A 21,134-nucleotide genomic window follows, 5' to 3' on the forward strand; every position below is an offset into this window, starting at 1 on the left:
ATTATTTGTTCCAGTAATTGAGCTGATTAATAAGTTGCAGCTTATTAATGTTGGTTTGTGTTTTAAGGTTTTTTATGGTAAGATAGTTGTTAATGGCCAGCACCAGGTCAGCTACTCGCACATCGCCGGTTTGTAATAGCTGGGTATCAACCTTTACCAAACTCTCGGTGTATTTCATTTGTTCATCTATCTGGGCTAACAGCTTTTCGGAACCATCTATCTGCTGGTTTAGCTGAGCGATCTGCTGGCGGTACTGCGTGTCAAAAAATGCCTTATAGCTGCGGCGGGTATCTTCTTCCAGCGAGAGCTTGCGATACTGGATCTTACGCTGGCCGCCATCATACAATGGCAGTGTGAAACTGAATCCAACACTGACGCCGAAATTTTTATAAGCCGGACCGCTCAGGAAATCAGAATTGTAACCGCCATCGGCCAGCAGATTGATCTTGGGTTTGTAGCTGAAATCAACCAATGCCCGGCTGTTCAAAAGCTTAAGACTGTCGGTTTTATACTGACTAAAGAATATGCTGTTGCTGATATCGGCACGAAAAGCTTTTTGAATACCAGGATCTTGCAGTTCAATATAACTGGTATCGGCAATGCCTGTTAAGTAATTAAGCGTGGTGTAATCGTTTCTATACTGGAGCCTGGCTTGCGACAAAGTTAGTTCCTGTTGTTTAAGGGTAACCAGAAAAGTAAGGTAATCGCTTTGACGGTAAACGTTGGTGCGGGTGAGCTTTTTGAGCAGCTCTTCCTCGCGGCTGAGCAGGCTGATCACTTCCTGGTTAAATTTTACCTGCTGCAGGCTGCCAAAAGCAGCAATGTATTGCGCGGTGACTGCCTTTTTTAAATCCTGCTCGGATATTTTAGCAGTGTTGAGCACCGATTGGGATTGCAGCTTCACAGCGTCGATCTGTGCGGCGATATTCTTTTTACTGTCGAGCGATTGGTTTATGCCCAGTAAGGCGTTGAGCGTATGCTCATTGGTAATGGCCGGGGCGTAGCCATAGCCGCCGGCAACCGGTGCATAAAGCCCGGCGCTGTTGGCGCTTACCTGGGGTTTGTACACCGCCCTGATACGGAGGCTATCCAACTGTCCCGAAGCCATCTGGTTTTGCAGGTCCTTTAACAGCGGACTGTTGCTTTTGGCAAGCTCCAAATAATGTTCAAGATTGTAGGTTTGTGCCTGTGTAGCAGCACTAAGCAGGCAAAATAAAAAGCCGCAAACCCATTTTATCCGGATGGTCAAAATAATATATGTTGTGTTAAATAATAGCTAAGCTACAGGATAATTCTGGAAAAATTTGGTAGGGGGGATGTAACAAATTTAAAAGTTAACGGTGAAAATATGATAAGGTGCCTCATAGCTGTAAACCAGCTGGTAACCCAAACTTTCGCAAATTTGTTTGGAGATAGTAAGCCCCAGGCCGCTGCCTTCAGATGTGGATGCTTTATGAAAGCGGGTGAAGATATTTTCAGGGTTGAGGGCTACTGGTTCGCCGGTATTTTTGATTGTTAAATTTTCAGCTGTGAGGTTGATGATGATCTCTCCGCCGGTGCGGTTATGCCGCACTGCATTGATGATAAGGTTATTTAATAATATCTCAATGAGATAATTGCTGGCTTCAATTTCCTTTTCGTTGAGCATTGAAGTAACCGTTATCTCCTTATCGCCAAAAATATCTTCCAATTGGTATAACAGCTCCTCTATGAGTTCCTGCAAATCCAGGTGCTGGCGGTCGTTCAATAATTTATTTTCGATCTTGACCAGCAATAACAGCGATTGATTAAGCCTGCTCAGGCGGGATACCGCGCTGTAAAGGTCATTCAGTAATTTGCTTTGATGTTCGCTGAAGTTTTCTGTTTGGATCAGGGTATCCAATTTGGAGTTGATGACGGCAATAGGGGTAAGCAACTCATGCGATGCATTTTCGGTAAAGGTTTTAAGATCTTTATAGTCCTTTTTTACCCTTTCGGCCATGGCAGTTACTTCGGCCTGGAGCTCGTTAAATTCATCGATAGTAGTATTGGGCGATGGCATTTCCCGGTTGTCGGTAACGTTAAATAGTTTTAACTCGCTTAGTATGCCGTAAAAAGGCTGCCAAAGCCTGCCCAATATGAGGCGGTTGGTAATTACCAGTACCAGCAGCAGCAATAAGATAACGCCAATGGTAATACCGAAGATAATCTGGATCAGATCTTCGGTTTCTACTTTGGATTCAACTATCAATATTTTGTAGTATCTGCCACCAACTGTTACCGAACTGATTAATCCCCTGCCAGATTCAGCCTCATCTTTTTCGCGGTAATAGGTAGTATTGAAAAACTCACGTTTAACAGAGTTTGGTTCGGCCGAAATGAAAGTGATCTGCTGGTCTTTTGATTCAAAAACCTGTGGGAGATGATGGTTGAGCTTTACGTAATCAAAAATCTCGTGCTCCTCAACCTCTAGCGAATTGTCTTTTTGATTGGTAAGGATCAGGCTGATAGCAAGGTAATAAATGGCGCCTGTTATCAGCATGATAACAATAGTAGCAATTAAGTTAACCCGGTTATACCTTTCTGAAAGCTTCATTTATTGATCGGCAAATTTGTAGCCCATACCGTAGGCGGCATAAATATAGTCCTTACCGCCGGCTTCCATTATTTTTTTGCGGATGTTTTTGATATGCGAGTAAATAAAGTCGAAGTTGTTGGCCAGGTCGATACCATCGCCCCATAAATGTTCGGCAATGGCGTTTTTTGAAATCACTTTGCCTTTGTTGGAGATGAAATAGATGAGCAGGGCAAATTCCTTGCGGGTAAACTTTACCGGGATACCGTTTACAGCTACAGTTTTAGCCAGCAGATCGATATTGAGCTCATTAAAGTTAAGCACATTGCTGCCATTGAACATTTTACGCCTGATGATAGCCGATACCCTTGCTTTCAATTCCGAAAGGTGGAACGGTTTTACCAGGTAATCATCGGCACCCAAGTCAAGGCCGTGCAGGCGGTCGTCGAGCGAGTTTTTGGCTGATATAATGAGCACACCATCGGTGTAGTTGTTGGTTTTAAGTGCTTTTAATATATCAATGCCATTACCGCCGGGTAGGGTAATATCCAGCAGGATGCAATCATAGCGGTACAATTCAACCTTGGCGAGGGCAGCAGTATAACTGGCCGCGGTTTCGCAAATGTTGCCGGCTTCGGTAAAATATTCTTCAATACTTTCGCGCAGGCCTTCTTCGTCTTCAATGATGAGTATTTTCAAAACGTTTTTTTGGTAAAGTTAGGCAGCCAATTTGTACAGATTCTGGATTTTTAGGTTAACGGATATTACTTATAATAGTTACCTCACAGATTTTATACAGAATACTTAATCAAATTTGCACTTAGCTTGTTGCAAGTTAAATACAAAATCTGATCATTATGTGGTGGATCTACGCATTACTTTCGGCGCTGTTTGCTGCGCTTACGGCCATTTTTGCCAAAATTGGAATTAAAGGGGTGGATACCGATCTGGCCACCGCAATCCGTACCGTAATAATCCTGATCCTGGCCTGGGCCATAGCGCTTTTTAAAGGGACTCATGGCGGTATCAGCAGTCTCACTAGAACCAATTGGACTTTCCTTATCCTGTCGGGTTGCGCAACCGGGCTTTCATGGATCTGTTATTTCCGTGCCCTGCAATTAGGCAAGGTAAGCCAGGTGGCGCCGGTTGATAAACTAAGCGTTGCTTTGGCCATAGCGCTTTCTGTTGTGTTCCTGGGCGAACCCTTAACTTTGAAGAACGCCATAGGCGCGCTGCTTATTATCGGGGGCACAATTGTATTGATTTTCTAATTTTTTTGTAACATGCTCATATACAATGTAACAAGGGTGTATACATAGTGAAAACATATTGTAACAAATACACTTCAATACCATTTAAATCAGATTTAATCCAATCTTTCTTATAAAATTTGCGGTTCCAACTATTCGCAATACATAATGAAATCCGTTTTTCTGATATTATTTTCTTTTATTTTTATAACCGCTTTACATGCCCAAACCGCTCCCGGAGCTAAAGGGAAAATTACAGGTAAAGTTACCGATGCCACTTCAAAACTGCCGGTTGACTACGCTACCGTATCTGTATTTAAACAAGGCGCAACATCGCCATTTAATGGCATCAGCACCGATCCTAAAGGAAATTTTTCTATCAATAATATCCCAGCCGGGGAATATAAAATAACCGCTGAGTTTTTAGGTTACCAAAAAGCAACTATCGAACATGTGGTTGTTAAAGATGGTGCTGTATCATTAGGTGAGATCAAACTTGCCCCAACTGCCAACGAACTAAAAGGCGTTACCATAACCGCTAAAGTGCCGACTGTTGAAAATCGGATTGATAAAATGGTGTATAACCCCCAAAATGATTTAAGTGCACAGGGCGGGGTTGCTATTGATGTTTTGAAAAAAGTACCACAGATCACTGTTGATATTGACGGTAACGTGGAACTGCAGGGTAATGCCAATATCCGCTTTTTGATCAACGGTAAACCATCGAGCATTTTTGGGGCCAGCCTTGCCGATGCTTTGGCCAGTATCCCGGCCAGCCAGATCAAAAGTATTGAAGTTATTACCAGTCCGGGCGCAAAGTATGATGCTGCCGGTACAGGCGGTATTGTAAATATTATATTAAAAGATAGCAAAGTTGAGGGCATTAATGGCAGTTTTAACTTATCGGCAGGTACCCGTCGCGAAAATGGTTCGTTTAACCTCAATGCCCGTAAAGGTAATTTTGGCGTGAATGCATTTTTTAGCGGCAACGCGCAGATCAATACTAATGCTCCCAATACCCGTAACCGTGTATCAACCGATTCGGCCAATAATAAAACTACCTTATTCCAACAGGGAAGTAATAACTTTAAACGTAATGGTTACGAATCTGGGATCAATTTTTCGTGGGATATTACCCCTAAAGATCAGCTGACCGCCGGCGTAGGCTTTAATCACTTCGGTAACCATGGCAACGGAATTACCAACCAGGATCAAAGCGAGGTTGATGCAGCAGGTAACCCGATATCTGATATCAGGAGCATCCGTAACTCAAGCAGCAAATTTAACGGTACTTCAACCGATGTGAGCCTGAACTATAAGAAAACCTTCGCCAAAGAAGGGCAGGAGCTTGATGTATTGTATTCGTCAAGTTTTGGCCGTAACTCGTTCAGCTCATTCCAGCGCCAGGATTATGATTCGGGTATAACCTCATCCGGTATCTCAAATAATAACCCGGGTAAGGATAGGGAAACCGATATCTCTGTTGATTATACCCAGCCGGTAAGCAAAAATTTCACCCTTGAAACAGGCGGCAAGCTTGTATTTAACCACATCAACAATAATGTTATAACGGATACCCTTTTTGGTGGTAATGCCTTTGTGCCTAACCCAAGCCAAACCTATGGTTTTACTTACGACCGTAAAGTGTACGCCTATTACCTGTCGGCATCAACATCGGTATTTAATAAGTTTTTGGATGTGAAAGCTGGTTTAAGAGATGAATATACCACCACTACAGCCGATTTTCAGGGTGTGAATATTCCATCTTACAATATCCTTGCGCCATCATTGGTTTTCTCTCATAAGTTTGGAAACGGCGGCGAATCACTTAAATTAAGCTACACACGCCGTATCCAGCGCCCTGATTATGGCGATCTGAACCCGTTCCTGAACATCAGCGATCCGCATAACATCAGCACCGGTAACCCTAATCTTAAACCCGAAAAAGGCGATAACTTTGAGTTGGGTTATAATAAATCGTACGACAAGGGTGCTAATATCAACATAGCAGCTTTCTATCGCCGTAATACTGATGATATTCAGCAGTTCACTACCTTTTACTCAACATTTGATGTAAACGGTACTACTTATACAGATGTATCATTGAACCAGCGTTATAACATAGGTTCGGAAGAGCGGATTGGTATAAACCTTTATGGTTCGGTACCGGTAACCGATAAACTAAGCCTCCGTACCAACATGATCTTCAGCGACAGGCGCAGCACCAATCCTGGTTTTGCCAATGTGAGCGCTTTTGCTTACCGTCTTAATTTAAACGCGCAATACAACTTTGGCCATGATTTAAGCGCTGAGTTTTTTGGTAACTATAACTCATCGCAAAAAGGCATTCAGGGTACCAACCCTAAGTTTGTGTTTTACAACTTTGCCATGCGCAAAATGTTCATGAACAAAAAGGCAAGCATCGGGTTTACAGCTACCAATCCCTTTGCTAAATACGTGAGTCAAAGTTCATCAACCTTTGGCAGTAACTTTTACTCAACCAACGTAAGGCTGATACCGATACAGTCGTTCGGCATAAGTTTGAGCTATAAGTTTGGTAAACTTGAGTTTAAGAAAGAGCGGGAGAAAGGTGATAACAACAACCAGGATAATGGTGGCGACAACGGCCCTCAAGCTGAAAAAGGGAAATAACCTCACCTAAGTCCTTTCCAAAGGAGAGGGCTTTATAATAAATGGTACTAAACAAAAAAAGCGATGAGTTATCATCGCTTTTTTTGTTTCTAAAAGTACTCTCCTTTGGAAAGGATTTAGATGAGGTTACCCGTTCTTGATCAAAATACTTTCAATGATCAGGGTTGTATCTTCACAACTGTCGGTAGCGGTTTCCATGGCCGCAAAAACGTCAGTATATTTAATTAGTTCAATCGGATCTTTTTCGTTATTGAGCAGGTCGGCAAAGGCTTTATTATGAACTGAATCGGCCTGGGCTTCCAGTTTTTTAATATTGCTGCAAAGCTCAAAGATCTCGGTCGATTTGCTCAGGTTATTCATCGCATTTACCGCTTTTTCAAGCTCGGTGCTGGTTTTAAGGATCAGCGAGGCCAAATCTATCATCGGCTGTGTAATAACAGGCACGTTGTAAAGGTTTATCCTGCGGGCAGCCATGGTAATGCTATCGGCAACATCATCAATTGCCGACGCCAGGTCGCACATATCCTTACGGTTAAACGGCGATATCAGCATCCGGCCCGATTCTGAAAATACCCGATGTGTAATTTCGTAACTTTTAAATTTAAGCTTGTCAATATGGGCAAAATTAAACTTCTGCTCGTATGAGGTAGGGGCATTAACGGCTTCGTCAAGCAGCCTGGCCATTTCGGTAACGTTGGCTACAGCATTATTGAACAAATCGTAAAAAACCTGGTTTGAGTTTGGGAATATCGATTTTGAGTTAGTGCTCTTCATTGATCTGTTTTATCAGTCGTGAATTTACAGTAGTTATATTAAGCGGATTTTAAAATATGTCACTATAAATTATTCAGCGGATAAAAGTAACCATTAATACAATGCCAAATGTTAAGTTAATGTTAAGAATAGTTAAGCCAATGTAATAAAACGAAATTGAAGTTGTTGTAACTTGTTGATTTAAAGTATGAAGAAACCCGCTGATTGAATAAAGAAAATTGTGTAACATTTAAGTTTAATTAAAACAATCCTGCCATCTGTTGTATTGTATTTATAATTAGTTAATCCAGTTATGAAAGCCGGGGAAAAGCATTATAAATGCGTAAACAGCAAAACAGGTTACGTCATTTATTACCATTCGCTGAGCAGCGGGCTCAGCAAGGACGAAGTGAAGGCCGAATTAGAAAAAATACGTACACGTGTAGCTATTCAAAACGGCATTTACCTTGAAACACTTTATTGGGATGAAATGAGGCAGGATGCGGAACTGACGCAATAGGCTGCAAGGTTATAGGCTGGAAATATAACTGTTTTTAAATAAGCGTTTTATTTAGAAATAATACTTACATTTATTTACCTTTATATAAACCAGTTTAAACCTATCATTATCCTTGTTATGAAAAAAATAATACTACCGCTATTAACGGCATTGTGTTGTTCTGCGCCTGTTTTTTCGCAAAATAATCAGGCTGTTATTCCATTAGATACCGTTGTGTCGCGCCTGCAAACTTTATCGGCCGGCAAAGCAATTGAAAAAGCTTACCTGCATTTTGATAAGCCTTATTATAACGCCGGCGATACACTTTATTTTAAAGCGTACGTTACCCTTGGTGAACAGCATGAGTTATCGAAATTAAGCGGTGTACTACATGTTGACCTCATCAGCCCCGCCGGTTCTCTCCTGAAATCCATCTCGCTACAATTGGTTAACGGTTTAGCGGCCGGCGATTTTAGTCTCCCCAATACATCATCCGGAGGGACCTATCGCGTAAGGGCATACACTAAATGGATGCTGAATAACGGACAGCTTAATTTCTTTGATAAGGGGATAAAAGTTAATGACAGAACATCGCCCGTCAATAAAGCTTTAGCTACAAAAGCCGGAGTCCAATTTTTTCCGGAAGGTGGAAGTTTTGTAAACGGTATACCCGCCAAACTGGCCTTTAAGGCGGTGAGCACAAATGGGCTTGGTCTTAATGTTAAAGGTGTTGTGGTTGATAATACCAATGCGGAAGTAACCAAATTTGAATCGACCCACCTGGGCATGGGGCTTATATTTATTACTCCCGAAGCCGGCAAAACCTATAAAGCTAACTTAACCTATGCCGATGGTACCAAAGCTACTGTTGAGTTGCCGAAAGCAGATAACGAGGGGATTACCTTAATGGTTAACAACGATAGCGCTGATAAGCTCGGTATTGAAATAAATGCCAATAAAGCTTATTACCTTAAAAATAAGAACAAAGAGATAGGGGTGATCATATATTCGGGCGGTGTTGTCAGATCGGTAAAGGCGGTGCTTGATAACCAGGTGCTTGATTTAAATCTCAATAAAAAAGATTTTAAAACAGGAGTGGTGCAGGTAACGCTTTTTTCGGCACAGGGTGAACCGATTAATGAGCGCCTGGCATTTATTCAAAATGCCGACTTATTAACGATTACATCCGCCAGCGATAAACCTTTATACCCGGTAAAAGGAAAAGTGCATATTACCCTTAATACTAAAAACAAAAATGGGGAGGCGGTAAAAAGCTTTTTATCCGCGACGGTTGTTGATGCAGGCAAAGTGCCCATTGTTGAGGATGATGAAAATACATTATTATCCACCCTGTTACTTACCTCCAATTTGAAAGGTACAATTGAGCAACCCAATTACTACTTTGTTAATATTAACAACGATACACGGGCTAATTTAGATATCCTGATGCTTACCCGCGACTTTGGCAGGTTTGAATGGAAGCAATTGCTGAGCAATGAGAAATCGGCCATAGCATACAATGCCGAAAATGGTTTTGATATCTCGGGGGCGGTGAAATCAATGGACAGGAAACCGGTTGATGGCGCTACGGTTACATTAATGCCCCGGGCCGGCGGAGCTTTACTGTCGCAAATTACCGATCATGAAGGTAATTTTGTTTTCAAAAACCTGGTGTATAACGATGAAACCTCGTTCGTGATTCAGGCTAAAACAGCTACAGGGGGTGATAATATCCATATAGCCGTTTATCCGGCGCCGGCGATACCAAATATTAATACAGAAGATTTTATTAGCCCGGTAAAAGGTTCAATTACTGCAGGAAATGATCAAACAATGCAGCAACCGGTTTATTTAGCTGATGCAAATAAGAGAGGATTTAATGCTGTTGTAGTTAGTAATAAAAAAGTTAACCTCCGGAAACCTGCTACGGAAACATTGGGCAACGAAAACCTGAAAGATCAGAGTTTGTTGACTACCGGTTTGGAAGGGCGTTTAACCGGAGTTATACTAAGAGATGGGGTGCCTTTTTTGGCAGATAAGGCAAATGCTGCTATGCAAAACGGACCAATGCTTATTATTGCTGACGATACCGCATTGCCGGCAGGAACGAGTGTTAATAATTACAACGCAGTTGATGTTGAAAGTGTAACAGTGTTAAAAAATGCTGATGCAGCCATATATGGCATAAGGGGCGCTAACGGTGTATTGATATTAAAAATGAGAAAGGCAGCATCTTCAGGAAAAGTTAAGAACATTGCTTTGCCGGGCTTGTTGTATTATACAGCGGAGGGTTTTTACAAGGCAAATACTTTTCATTCGCCTGTTTATGAAGGTTCGGAGCAAATAGCTAATAAGCCCGATACCCGGAGCACTATATACTGGAACCCCAATATAGTAACAGATAAAGATGGCAATGCATCGTTTGATTTTTTTAATGCAGACGGCAAAGGTACTTATCGTTTGGTAATTGAAGGTATTGATGAAGCCGGTAATATAGGGCGCAGTGTGGTCACGTACAAGGTGCAGTAATATGGGCGCATAAAAAACCCTGCCTTACGGCAGGGTAAAAAAACCACAACAATTGTTTAACCTTCGGGCTATGAATCCCTCCGGTCTATTCCTAACTGCAATATGATCTTTCAATTAATTAAACAATATAAAATGCAAATGGTTTAATCATCAGGTGTTTATTTTCAGTGTTTTATGTGTTAAAATCACCTGTCGCAGGTATTTAAACGAATAGTTGTTTTTAAACCAAATTTCAATCTATATTTACTTAAATAAATTATGAGAAATCTTATGAAAAAATCATTTCAGCTTAAGGCAGCATTCCTGTTTGCTTTTGCCTTATTGGTATCAGTAGTAACTTTTGCCCAGGACAAACCAGCAAGTCCGCGCGATAGCGTTAGCGGTAAAGTTGCCGGTTCAACCATTACCATTAACTATGGCAGCCCTGCGGTTAAAGGCCGTAAAATTTGGGGCGGACTTGAAGCTTATGGTAAAGTATGGCGTGCAGGTGCTAACGAAGCCACCACATTTACAACAACAAAAGATATTAAAGTTGAAGGTAAAACATTGGCAGCAGGTACTTATGGATTTTTCCTGATCCCTAATGAAAACGGTACCTGGACAGCTATTTTTAATAAAGTAGCTAAACAATGGGGCGCGTTTAAATACGATGAGTCAAAAGACGCCCTGCGTGTAGATGTTAAAACCAAAGCAGCGCCACTGCACGAAAGATTAGTTTATACAGTTGATGCAAAAAGCTTTTGCCTGTTCTGGGACAAGATCGTGGTGCCGGTTTCTGTAAAATAAACGATATTATACAGCCTTATTTTTCACAATTTTAAAGGCCCCCTGCCCGGGGGCCTTTTGCATAAACAGGTTTTTAGCGTGCTAAAGCATTCTTTTTTTAACCTGCCTCTAAAGCGCTATATTTACCCTACATAATGCGCTACCCAACCAATAAAAAACCTCTACTGAAAAGGATCATCGCAATCATATTATTGGCATTGGCTATTTTTTTGCTGATGCTGTTTGCTGATCGTCCCGCCGCCGTTGAACGTTACTATTCCAATGGTTTTTATATCATTATTTGCCGGGTTTTTCATTCTATTTTAAACATATTCCCATTTAGTGTTGGTGATATTGTATATATAGCCGTTGTTATTTATTTAATCTATGCGGTGGTCAGGTTAATTGTCCTGTTGTTTAAAAAATATTTTCAAATAGCTGGCAGACTCTTTTTAGGGCTGATTATAGGCATACAGGCAGGGATACTTGCTTTTTATCTTTTTTGGGGGATGAATTATTTCAGGCTGCCGGCTTCTGTGCGGCTTGGGCTTAGGGACACATCTTTTACCACTGCCGATCTTAAGGCCGTAACCCGGATTCTGATTGACAGCGCCAACATTACCCGTGCAAGACTTACACCCGTAGACTGGGCCCAAAGCAATACCCATATTTATAATACAGCCCGCCATGCTATTTATACGCTCAGTAAAGATTCTGCTAACTTCAAAGCTTACAGCCCCGATATAAAGCCCTCAATACTTACGCCGCTGTTAAATTATATCGGCACATCGGGCTATTACAACCCCTTTACTTCCGAAGCCCAGATAAATTACCAGATGCCTGTTTTTAACCGTCCTTTTGTGGTTTGTCATGAAATGTCGCACCAGATGGGTTACGGTGCCGAAGATGAAGCCGATTTTGCGGGCTTTGTCATCGCCGTAAAATCGCATGACAGGCTTTTGCGTTATTCGGCCTATCACCTCGCTGTGCAGGAGTTCATGCATTCGCTTGGAGCCCGTGATACTGTTGCGCACAAAGAACTTAAAGCGCTCATCAGTAAAGATGTTCGCAGTGATTACATCACCGAACGCAACTACTGGCTGGCCTATGAAAACAAGCTGGGTGCCATCAGCAGTATTTTTTACGATAATTTCCTGAAAGCGAACAATCAACCCCAGGGCCTCGAAACCTACAACCGCATGGTATTATTAGCTATGGCATGGTACAGGGATAAGTGGGTTCATTAGTTCATTTGTTCACTGGTTCATTAATGAATAGTTTGTGAGTTACGGTAACTGCCAATAAAATGGATAGCCTCTGTGCTAAGACTAATGAACAACTGAACTAATGAACCAGTGAACTATCAAAAAAAAATGCGTTCCGTATCTCACCCCGGAACGCACACAATATCACGTCTCAAATGATATTGAATCAACTAAATCTCAGATATCATATTAAATGTATACCCAAGCTCTTTATATTCGGATACCGGGTGGGAACCGGTACGGAAAAGTCATCAACAACTCGCTATACTTTTTTAGCGGTATAGTAATAATTACCTTCAAAAAAGCCGATTGTAAATATGTGAATAGGAACGGCGGTACGATGTAATTATTATGAATTAATCTTCAAATTTACCTCAAAATCTTTAAAAAGCTTCGTTTTTCTTACTTTTAAATAGATAATTTGTTGGGTAAAATTACTGTTACTATGAAAATTAATTTAGTTATCACTTTAGTGTTTCTTCCTGTTTTTGTTTTTGCTCAAAAAATTAATCAAAAGGAAATAAAACGGTCACAAATATTGGCAAAGGCAGTAACTATTATTCGTGATAATTGGGGAGTTCCGCACATTTATGGTAAAACTGATGCTGCAGTTGTTTTTGGGCTGATGTATACTCAGTGCGAGGATAATTTTAAGGGTATCGAACGCAATTATCTTTACCAGTTAGGTAAGCAAGCCGCGGTTGATGGCGAAACTAATTTATATACCGATGTACAGCTGCAGCTCATTGCCGACAGTACCGATGCTATTAAGGATTATAAGGAAAGCGCCCCCTGGTTCCGGAAACTGATGGATGCCTTTGCCGATGGCATTAATTACTACCTGTATAAACATCCCGAAGTAAAGCCAAAAGTATTTAAACATTTTGAACCCTGGTATGCATTAATGTTTACCGATGGCAGCGTTGCCGCTACTGAAACCGGCGGACTTAAACTAAGTGAAACAAAGGATTTTTATAGCATCGGCCCTGAAAAGCTGGGCGCTGTAACCGGCCAACCAACAAAAAACATTTATGATATGGTGAATGAGCGCGAAACCGGCTCAAATGGTTTCGCTATAGCACCTTCAAAATCAGCATCAGGGCATGCCTTGTTGTACATCAATCCGCATGTACCATTTTACTTCCGTAGTGAGGTTGAGCTGGTAAGCAACGAGGGGCTTAATGCTTATGGCGCGGTTACCTGGGGACAGTTTTTTATTTACCAGGGTTTTAACCAGCATTGCGGATGGATGCATACCAGCGCCTATGCCGATGTTGCCGATCTGTATGCCGAAAAGGTGAGTAAAAAAGATGGCAAATGGTATTATGAATATGACGGTAAATTAAAGCCGGTCATTACACGCGATCTATCCTTCAAAGTAAAAAAAGGCGATCAGGTTGAACAGCATTCCATTACCGGCTATTATACCCATCATGGCCCGGTATTGGGCGCAAGGGATGGCAGGTGGCTCAGTCTTAAAGCCAACAACCGTTCATACAATGCCCTGGTTGAGTCCTGGCTGATAACCAAGGCCAATAATCTGGCGGAATATAAAAAGGCTATGAACATGGTGTCAAACGCTACAAACAGCACTGTTTATGCCGATGATAAAGGGAATACCATTTTTTGGTACGGAAACTATATCCCTAAACGCAACCCCAAATACGACTGGAGCTTGCCTGTTGATGGCAGTACATCGGCCACCGAATGGCAGGGGGTACATAAGCTCGGTGAGATCATCACCAACACAAACCCGGCTACCGGCTGGATCCAGAACTGTAACTCAACGCCCTATACCGCCTCGGGGATATCAAGTCCGGATAAGCATAAATATCCTGTTTATATGGCTCCCGATGGTGAAAACTACCGGGCCATAACTGCAATTAAAATATTAAAAGACGCGAAGAACATCACGCTTGATGACCTGATAGCTAAAGGATATGATCATTACCTCGCAGCTTTTGATGACCTGTTGCCTTCGCTTTTTAAAGCTTATGATGCCGCCCCCGATTCGGTTAAACAATCATTGACCGAACCAATAAAGCTCTTGCAGCAATGGGACAGGAATACGGCTATCCACTCCGTAGCCAGTTCGCTTGCTATTGAATGGGGAACGCTCATGACCAAAGCCCTGCCGCCACCTCAAACCGACCAGGAAAGCACCTTTATTACCCGGCGCTTTCAAACACTGGTTAAAACCGTAAGCCCGGCGCAGCAATTGGCCTGGTTAAATGATGTGATCAGGAATTTGCAAAGTCGCTTCGGTACCTGGAAAATAGAGTGGGGAGATCTGAACCGCTACCAGCGTCCCGATGATGGCATTACCTTTGATGATAACAAACCCAGTATTCCCGTTGGTTTAACCGGATCGGGCTTCGGACAGCTGCCATCGTTCCAAAGCCGTACTATGAACACCAATAAGCGCTATGGATATTCGGGCAATAGTTTTATCGCTGCTGTGGAATTTGGTACACGGTTAAAGGCAAAGAGCATCATTAACGGAGGCAGCTCCTTTGATCCGGCATCAAAAAATTTCACCGATCAGGAGCAGGGGATTATTGATGGTAAATTTAAAGATGTGCTGTTTTATAAAAAGGATGTTTTAAAGCATGCACAACGCACTTATCATCCCGGCGATTATTTTAAATAGTAAAAAGTATATTTGGTAACTTAAAAAATGAAGAGAACCCTGTTAATTGCCTTATTGTTGTTTTGCTGTGCAGCTGTGTTTGCCCAAAGCGTGACCATTAACGATCTGGCAAATATCTCCAACCTTTCAAACGCCGAAGCTCATAACTATCTTACCCTTGGCAAAAAATTCAAGCGCCAGTATATCCAGGATGTCGACGGAAACAGCATTGAGCACCTTAACCGGGTAGGCCAGGATAATAAGGAGGAAACCGTTGTAATAGGCGTAGGCAGTAAGTTGAGCAGCGGGGCTGTATTACGTACCGTTACTTATGCCACCTCCACATCGCAGCACATCATTAACTTAATAGGCCAGGCAAAACACATGGGCCTGATTATGAAACTCCACGGCTCTGATGCTAAGAATGATATCTATCTCTTTGATAATGACTTTTTCCATATCGTTATATTCCTTAACCATGATAATATTTCCGGCTCTGTGGAAGTGCATCAAAAGGAATATTTAGGGTTTGATTGAGATGCCATAGACTTCTTAATACTCTTGTCATGCTGAGGGACGAAGCATCTTCTTCGCCCTGTATAGCCGCTTTGCGAGTCGAAGAAGATCCTTCACTATCGTTCAGGATGACAAGTTAAACCCTTTGTCATGCTGAGTGTATAAATCCGATAGAATCTGAAGGAGAAATGACATTTGCCCCTTTGTCATGCTGAGGCACGAAGCATCTTCTTCGTTCTGTATAGCGGTCATGCTTGTCGAAGAAGATCCTTCGTACCTCAGATGACAAGCGCTTTTTAAATTATGTCATGGGTAGGGACGAAGCATCTTCTTCGCCCTGTATAGTGGTTATGCTTATTGAAGAAGATCCTTCACTATCGTTCCGGATGATACGTTAACCCTTTTGTCATGCTGAGGAACGGAGCATCTTCTCCGCCCAGTATAGCGGCTTTGCATGTCGAAGAAGATCCTTCACTATCGTTCAGGATGACAAGGCTTTTTTGTTTACCCTGTAAATTCTGGCGGCCATTCCATTATATCTTTATTTAGAAAGCGCCAATCAGGGTTCTCCTGTTCTATCAATGCTATTTTCTTTGCTCTAATCCACCCTTTTATTTCTTTTTCGCGTTCAATTGCATGATTAACGTATTGATGCCTTTCAAACCAAACTAAATAATAGCATTTATACTTAGCTGTAAAACTATTTTCCTGATCAATTCCATAATAGTGCTCATAAAGGCGACGGTCAAGGTCGTTAGTAACACCTGTATACAATACTTTTTTAGTATAGTTGGTTACGATATAAGTATAAAAATTGTACTGTCGCATCCTACTCCTTCCCCCTCAACATCTTCAGCGAATAAAAACTTTCCCTCCAGTAAATGCCTCCCCGTACAACCGTTGTTACAGAAGCCTTTAAATAATGCCAGGCCAAAAAGAAAGCCGAAAAAGGGATCATAAATGCATACCACCATTTATTTGGGGGTACTATCTCCATATAAATTATATGAAATATCAGCATAACAGCGGCCATGATCCGAATAGTCGGCGTGCCGAAAATGAACATCAAAGGCATAGGTAAAGCCACGGTTAAAAGCATATTGAGCACGTTGAAAATGGCTTTCGCAAGACTAAAGTTAGCCACCGCAAATGAGTTTTTTTGCACTCCGCGACCCAGTTGGCCCAGGTTTTTGTACCACTCCAGGCAAACGTAACCCTTCCCGGCCAAAACATCCTGCCTTAAGCCTTCTTTTTTCATTATTTGGCCAAGTTGCAGGTCGTCATCAGGGCGGAGTTTAATGCGCACGTGTGTACCCATCTTTTCGTAGGCCGTACGCCTGACCAAATTGAACGCCCCGATGCCCGACGATGCTTTTGAATTGGGGTTTTTAGCCTCCCATGGTTTCATGGCAGTCATGAGCATAATACTCAAGGTTGCAAATACACTGTTTAAAATAGCCGACCGGGATATCAGCTCGGGCAGCATGGTTAAATGATCAAGCTGTTGCTTAACCGCGTAGCCAACAGCCTTATTGATAGCATCCGGATGAAAAACGATATCGGCATCGGCAAAAAGCATCCATTCTTCTGTGCTGCTGAGGTAGCCCTGGTACAGGGCATTGTTTTTACCCAGCCACCCATCGGGTAAAGTATCGATGGTGGTTACCCGGAGCTGCGGATACTGTAAGCTGAAACCCTGTAATATTTCGGCGGTGCGGTCGGTTGAGCGGTCGTTCACTACAATAACCCGGTGATTAGTGTAGTTGATATGACAAACGCTTTGCAATGCTTTTTCAAGATCTTCTTCCTCGTTGCGTACCGCTATAATAATGGCAAGGGGTGGGGGATTATCCATTATAGGTTGCCGGCTTACCTGCTTAATTTGTTTGAAACCGATAAGCAGGTAAAAGTTGAGTGCCAGGGTTGCTACAAATAGTATAACGCTGTACCAGAATAGTATCATGATAAATAGGTTTGGATAAAGGTGAGTAAAAATCAGGAAATAATAACAGCGAAAAATGGCATATTGCATTACCAATTTTAATGCCTTATGGAAAATATCAGCCGCAAAAAATTTATTGCCTCGGCCGCATTGGCTGCCGCCGGTTTGCCTTTAGGTTTGGGCGCTTTGGCCAAGCAGCAGATGCCTTATTCTGATGTTATTAATAACAACCCGCTTGCCGATGGTAAAATAAAAGTGAGCATATTTTCAAAACATATGCACTGGCTTAATTATGCCGATATGGCCAGTTTAACCGCACAGCTTGGTTTCGATGGTATTGATCTCACTGTGCGCCCTGATGGCCACGTACTGCCCGAACGTGTTGCCGACGACCTGCCCAAAGCTGTTGAAGCTATTGAAAAAGCCGGGCTCAAGGTTTATACCATAGTAACTAACATCAAAACCGCCGATGAAAAGGATGCTGAACCCATTCTGAAAACAGCATCGGCACTCGGCATAAAATATTACCGCACGGCCTGGTTTAATTATGACAAGGCTCTCAGTGTACAGGCCAATATCAGGGCTATCAATAAACAGTTGGGCAGTCTTGCTGCTCTCAATAAAAAATATGGGATGCATGGCGGCTATCAAAACCATTCCGGCGATCTGTTCGGCGCATCGCAATGGGACCTGTGGCTTGGTCTTGAAGGGCTTGATCCCAATTATATCGGCTGCCAGTACGATGTGAGGCATGCTACTACCGAAGGTGCCGATACCTGGCCTGTTACGCTCGATCTGTTAAAAATTTATTCTAAAACGATCAACGTAAAAGATTTTTACTGGGAAAAGAAGGGCGACAAGTGGCAGGTGAAAAGTGTTCCGTTAGGCGAGGGGATGGTTGATTTTAAAAAATACTTCGGCCTGCTAAAGCAATACCATATCAACGGCCCTATGAGCCTGCATTGCGAATACCCTTTAGGCGGAGCGGAAGACGGAGCACGGAAGCTGACTATCAGTAAAGATGAATTTTCGACTGCCTTAAAAAAGGATCTGACCAGGCTGCGGGGATGGCTGGCGGAGTATGATTTGTAAGGCCTAACTTCCCACTCTTCACCCGTCATTGCTTCGTACCTTGCAATGACGGGAGTGATTTTTTCTCTTCCCCTAAAACTTGTTTTATAACAAACTTGTTACTAAATTTAATAATAGCATCCCGGCAGTTCAATCTCTCAGATTTTACCCCGGGTAACTGATAACCAATTATTAAACTAAAAGGAGGGCTTTATGAATCTGGTTCATAAGATTGAACACTGGGGCGACACTCATCACCCTAAAGTTTTAGATATTGTGCGTATTGTTCTTGGGGTGTTTTTATTGGTAAAAGGCATAACCTTTATGGAAAACACATCATACCTGCGCGGTATCATTACCGATCAGGATGTTGTTGATGTATCGCCCGATATGCTGATGATCCTGGTTTATTATGTGGCTTTTGCCCACATGGTTGGGGGTATATTGATAGCTATGGGCATCTTAACCCGCCTGGGCTGTATAATCCAGATCCCAATTCTGGTAGGGGCAGTATTCCTGATTGGTATTTTTCAGGAACCCATCAACGCTATATTATGGCCAACTATTACAGCTTTGGCATTGCTGATACTATTTACCATTTTGGGCTCCGGCCCATGGTCGTTAGATAAAGTCTTGTCCTTTAAGGGGTAGGTAGTTGGAGAGATTAGAAAAAGCCGGAAGCCTCACGTTTGGGTCTTGTAACTTCAAACTTAAGACTTCCGGCTTCTAATCAATATCCTTTAACAGCTTCATCCACGTAGCACCATAGCCAACGTTCGCCGGGCTCGGCAGATATAACCACTGGGTGACCTGTGGCATGAAAATGTTTGGTCATATGTGTATTAGGCGAGCTATCACAGCAAAGCGTAACGCCGCATGTTTGGCAGGTACGCAGGTGCATCCATGAGCTATGAGTTTTTATGCATTCTTCACAAACATAATCCTTCGGTTCGGTTATGTTTTCAATAGCTTCGATGTGGGCGCAGGTTTCTTCCATAGGTATAGGTATTTACTGATTTAAACTTCGGCCAGGTATTTATGTACAAAACTGATCGCCATTGAGCCCTCGCCTACGGCAGATGCCACACGGTTCATAGCTCCGGCGCGTACATCACCTGCGGCAAATATGCCTGGACAGCTGGTTTCTAACAGAAATGGATCACGTTTAAGCTTCCATACTTTGCCGAAATTTTCATAACTGCGCAGCTCGCGGCCTGTTTCAATAAAGTCTTTATTGTTTTTAATGATATCCAACTTTATCCAATCGGTATAAGGTTTGGCCCCGATGAATATATACAAGGCATTAGCTGTTTTAACCTCACTTTCTTTGGTTTTACAGTTTTGTATGGTAAGCTTTTCGAGGCAGTTGGTGCCTTCGGCTTCAATTACCTCGGTATTTGGCATTACCTTGATGTTAGGTGTATCGCCTATTTGAGTAATAAGATAAGCCGACATGGTAGCCGTCAGGTCATCCCTGCGGATAATGATATGAACGTTTTTTGCGAATTTAGAAAGGTACATTGCCGCCTGTCCGGCCGAGTTGCCCCCGCCAATCACAAACACTTCTTTTCCGGTACACGCCGAAGCTTCGGTAGTGGCAGCACCATAGTAAATGCCGGCACCTGTAAAGTTATCAACGCCTTTAACTTCCAGCTTACGATAATCAACACCGGTAGTAATTACCACGGTGCGGCTGATAATCTCAGGGCCATCATCCAAAATAATGGTTTTGTACCCATCTTTTTGTTTGATATCACTAACCGACTGCGGCGATAAAAACTCGGCGCCTAAACGCATAGCCTGGCTTATGGCACGGCGGGTAAGGTCGGCGCCGCTTAAGCCTGCCGGGAAGCCCAGGTAATTTTCAATACGCGAGCTGGTACCAGCCTGTCCGCCCGGTGCCTTGCGCTCGATCAGTAAAGTTTTTAATCCTTCGGATGAACCATACACAGCCGCCGCTAATCCCGCGGGACCTGCGCCTATGATCACCACATCGTAAACGTCGGTTAGTTCAGTTGGGTTTCTGCCCATTTTATCGGCAATATCCCTTATGGTTGGTTTTGTTAAACAACTGCCATCCTCAAATATCACCATTGGCAAATCTTCGGTTGTACGGTTGTTGATGGTAAGCAAATTAGCCGAATCGATATTTTTTTCGATGTCAAACCAGCGGTAAGGGATCAGGTTACCTGCTAAAAAATCTTTTATTACGTGCGATTGCGGCGAAAACTGGTAACCCACCAGCTTCATACCTACAAACTCGGGGATGTAGTGGCTGTGCCAGTCGCCAAGCAAATCATTTATTACCGGGTAAAGCTTTTCCTCGGGTGGGTTCCATGGCTTCATCAGGTAATAATCAAGCTGCACATCGTTAATGGCTTTAATGGCGGCATCAGTATCAGAGTAAGCAGTAAGCAACACCCGTTTGGCTTCGGGGAATACTTTTTTCGCTTTCTCCAAAAATTTAACACCTTCCATTTCGGGCATACGCTGATCGCACAAAAATAAGGCAACCACTTCCGAACTGTTTTTGAGTTCAACAAGCGTATCATATGCCTCATTTGCCGATGTTGTGCTTAGTATTTTATATTCTTTGCCATACTGCGACTTTAAATCGCGGCTTATTGACCGCAAAACCTGCGGATCATCATCTATGGAAAATATTATCGGACGGCTCATAGGGGTAAATATGCAGGCAAATTAACTAAT

18 protein-coding genes are annotated in these 21,134 nt (G+C 42.6%); 10 read left to right on the plus strand and 8 right to left on the minus strand.

Translation table 11 applies throughout. The features are described from left to right. Position 1 precedes the first annotated feature (1 nt). The 3 genes from AC1DUD_RS16750 to AC1DUD_RS16760 form a co-directional block, all read right to left on the minus strand. Positions 2–1,249, minus strand: a complete 1,248-nt coding sequence (locus tag AC1DUD_RS16750) for a TolC family protein (RefSeq protein ID WP_477376335.1) — start codon at positions 1,247–1,249, stop codon at positions 2–4. 78 nt (positions 1,250–1,327) lie between these two features. Next, complete coding sequence (locus tag AC1DUD_RS16755; RefSeq protein ID WP_477376337.1) at positions 1,328–2,575, minus strand: sensor histidine kinase; 1,248 nt, start codon at positions 2,573–2,575, stop codon at positions 1,328–1,330. Further along, positions 2,576–3,253 (minus strand): response regulator transcription factor, encoded by a 678-nt coding sequence (locus AC1DUD_RS16760; RefSeq protein WP_477376339.1) that lies wholly within the window; start codon positions 3,251–3,253, stop codon positions 2,576–2,578. Between the two features lie 158 nt (positions 3,254–3,411). On the opposite strand from AC1DUD_RS16760, the gene AC1DUD_RS16765 reads away from it, so the two are divergent. Next, on the plus strand, positions 3,412–3,825 hold the full coding sequence (locus AC1DUD_RS16765; RefSeq protein WP_477376341.1) for an EamA family transporter: 414 nt from the start codon (positions 3,412–3,414) through the stop codon (positions 3,823–3,825). 147 nt (positions 3,826–3,972) lie between these two features. Beyond that, positions 3,973–6,456 (plus strand): TonB-dependent receptor, encoded by a 2,484-nt coding sequence (locus tag AC1DUD_RS16770; protein ID WP_477376344.1) that lies wholly within the window; start codon positions 3,973–3,975, stop codon positions 6,454–6,456. Positions 6,457–6,582: 126 nt separating this feature from the next. Here AC1DUD_RS16770 and AC1DUD_RS16775 read toward each other — a convergent pair whose 3' ends face one another. Further along, positions 6,583–7,230, minus strand: a complete 648-nt coding sequence (locus tag AC1DUD_RS16775) for a DUF47 domain-containing protein (RefSeq protein WP_477376346.1) — start codon at positions 7,228–7,230, stop codon at positions 6,583–6,585. Between the two features lie 292 nt (positions 7,231–7,522). On the opposite strand from AC1DUD_RS16775, the gene AC1DUD_RS16780 reads away from it, so the two are divergent. The 6 genes from AC1DUD_RS16780 (at position 7,523) to AC1DUD_RS16805 (ending at position 15,433) form a co-directional block, all read left to right on the plus strand. Then, the gene (locus tag AC1DUD_RS16780) at positions 7,523–7,729 is read left to right on the plus strand and encodes a hypothetical protein (RefSeq protein ID WP_477376348.1); all 207 of its coding nucleotides are present in this window, start codon (positions 7,523–7,525) and stop codon (positions 7,727–7,729) included. A 117-nt stretch (positions 7,730–7,846) separates the two neighbouring features. Continuing rightward, a complete protein-coding gene (locus tag AC1DUD_RS16785; RefSeq protein WP_477376350.1) occupies positions 7,847–10,237 on the plus strand; it encodes an MG2 domain-containing protein in 2,391 nt (796 codons plus the stop codon). A 270-nt stretch (positions 10,238–10,507) separates the two neighbouring features. After that, on the plus strand, positions 10,508–11,023 hold the full coding sequence (locus tag AC1DUD_RS16790) for a DUF2911 domain-containing protein (protein ID WP_477376352.1): 516 nt from the start codon (positions 10,508–10,510) through the stop codon (positions 11,021–11,023). A 134-nt stretch (positions 11,024–11,157) separates the two neighbouring features. Further along, positions 11,158–12,249, plus strand: coding sequence for a DUF3810 domain-containing protein (locus AC1DUD_RS16795; RefSeq protein WP_477376353.1), 1,092 nt, complete (start codon positions 11,158–11,160; stop codon positions 12,247–12,249). Positions 12,250–12,712: 463 nt separating this feature from the next. Then, positions 12,713–14,917 carry a penicillin acylase family protein gene (locus AC1DUD_RS16800; RefSeq protein WP_477376355.1) on the plus strand — a complete coding sequence of 735 codons (2,205 nt, stop codon included), beginning with the start codon at positions 12,713–12,715 and terminating at the stop codon, positions 14,915–14,917. Between the two features lie 27 nt (positions 14,918–14,944). Further along, entirely contained in the window at positions 14,945–15,433 is a 489-nt protein-coding gene (locus AC1DUD_RS16805; RefSeq protein ID WP_477376357.1) for a hypothetical protein, read from the plus strand. Positions 15,434–15,916: 483 nt separating this feature from the next. Here AC1DUD_RS16805 and AC1DUD_RS16810 read toward each other — a convergent pair whose 3' ends face one another. Together AC1DUD_RS16810 and AC1DUD_RS16815 are read right to left on the minus strand one after the other, a co-directional pair. Further along, the gene (locus AC1DUD_RS16810) at positions 15,917–16,240 is read right to left on the minus strand and encodes a GIY-YIG nuclease family protein (RefSeq protein ID WP_477376359.1); all 324 of its coding nucleotides are present in this window, start codon (positions 16,238–16,240) and stop codon (positions 15,917–15,919) included. Between the two features lies 1 nt (position 16,241). Further along, entirely contained in the window at positions 16,242–17,375 is a 1,134-nt protein-coding gene (locus AC1DUD_RS16815; protein WP_477376361.1) for a glycosyltransferase family 2 protein, read from the minus strand. Positions 17,376–17,462: 87 nt separating this feature from the next. Between AC1DUD_RS16815 and AC1DUD_RS16820 the strand changes: the two genes are divergently transcribed. Together AC1DUD_RS16820 and AC1DUD_RS16825 are read left to right on the plus strand one after the other, a co-directional pair. Then, positions 17,463–18,446, plus strand: coding sequence for a sugar phosphate isomerase/epimerase family protein (locus AC1DUD_RS16820; protein ID WP_477376363.1), 984 nt, complete (start codon positions 17,463–17,465; stop codon positions 18,444–18,446). A 192-nt stretch (positions 18,447–18,638) separates the two neighbouring features. Further along, positions 18,639–19,076, plus strand: coding sequence for a DoxX family protein (locus AC1DUD_RS16825; RefSeq protein WP_477376365.1), 438 nt, complete (start codon positions 18,639–18,641; stop codon positions 19,074–19,076). 79 nt (positions 19,077–19,155) lie between these two features. Here the strand turns inward: AC1DUD_RS16825 and AC1DUD_RS16830 are convergent, their stop codons facing one another. Beyond that, positions 19,156–19,422 carry a UBP-type zinc finger domain-containing protein gene (locus AC1DUD_RS16830; RefSeq protein ID WP_477376367.1) on the minus strand — a complete coding sequence of 89 codons (267 nt, stop codon included), beginning with the start codon at positions 19,420–19,422 and terminating at the stop codon, positions 19,156–19,158. 20 nt (positions 19,423–19,442) lie between these two features. Further along, positions 19,443–21,104, minus strand: a complete 1,662-nt coding sequence (locus tag AC1DUD_RS16835; RefSeq protein ID WP_477376369.1) for an FAD-dependent oxidoreductase — start codon at positions 21,102–21,104, stop codon at positions 19,443–19,445. Positions 21,105–21,134: the final 30 nt, after the last annotated feature.

It is taken from the genome of Mucilaginibacter sp. P4_A11 (assembly GCF_056402535.1).

Coding starts and splice junctions, on each gene's coding strand:
- AC1DUD_RS16755 (WP_477376337.1), bottom strand. CDS start 2,575: ATGAAGCTTTCAGAAAGGTATAACCGGGTTAACTTAATTGCTACTATT.
- AC1DUD_RS16765 (WP_477376341.1), top strand. CDS start 3,412: ATGTGGTGGATCTACGCATTACTTTCGGCGCTGTTTGCTGCGCTTACG.
- AC1DUD_RS16770 (WP_477376344.1), top strand. CDS start 3,973: ATGAAATCCGTTTTTCTGATATTATTTTCTTTTATTTTTATAACCGCT.
- AC1DUD_RS16775 (WP_477376346.1), bottom strand. CDS start 7,230: ATGAAGAGCACTAACTCAAAATCGATATTCCCAAACTCAAACCAGGTT.
- AC1DUD_RS16780 (WP_477376348.1), top strand. CDS start 7,523: ATGAAAGCCGGGGAAAAGCATTATAAATGCGTAAACAGCAAAACAGGT.
- AC1DUD_RS16785 (WP_477376350.1), top strand. CDS start 7,847: ATGAAAAAAATAATACTACCGCTATTAACGGCATTGTGTTGTTCTGCG.
- AC1DUD_RS16790 (WP_477376352.1), top strand. CDS start 10,508: ATGAAAAAATCATTTCAGCTTAAGGCAGCATTCCTGTTTGCTTTTGCC.
- AC1DUD_RS16795 (WP_477376353.1), top strand. CDS start 11,158: ATGCGCTACCCAACCAATAAAAAACCTCTACTGAAAAGGATCATCGCA.
- AC1DUD_RS16800 (WP_477376355.1), top strand. CDS start 12,713: ATGAAAATTAATTTAGTTATCACTTTAGTGTTTCTTCCTGTTTTTGTT.
- AC1DUD_RS16805 (WP_477376357.1), top strand. CDS start 14,945: ATGAAGAGAACCCTGTTAATTGCCTTATTGTTGTTTTGCTGTGCAGCT.
- AC1DUD_RS16810 (WP_477376359.1), bottom strand. CDS start 16,240: ATGCGACAGTACAATTTTTATACTTATATCGTAACCAACTATACTAAA.
- AC1DUD_RS16815 (WP_477376361.1), bottom strand. CDS start 17,375: ATGATACTATTCTGGTACAGCGTTATACTATTTGTAGCAACCCTGGCA.
- AC1DUD_RS16820 (WP_477376363.1), top strand. CDS start 17,463: ATGGAAAATATCAGCCGCAAAAAATTTATTGCCTCGGCCGCATTGGCT.
- AC1DUD_RS16825 (WP_477376365.1), top strand. CDS start 18,639: ATGAATCTGGTTCATAAGATTGAACACTGGGGCGACACTCATCACCCT.
- AC1DUD_RS16830 (WP_477376367.1), bottom strand. CDS start 19,422: ATGGAAGAAACCTGCGCCCACATCGAAGCTATTGAAAACATAACCGAA.
- AC1DUD_RS16835 (WP_477376369.1), bottom strand. CDS start 21,104: ATGAGCCGTCCGATAATATTTTCCATAGATGATGATCCGCAGGTTTTG.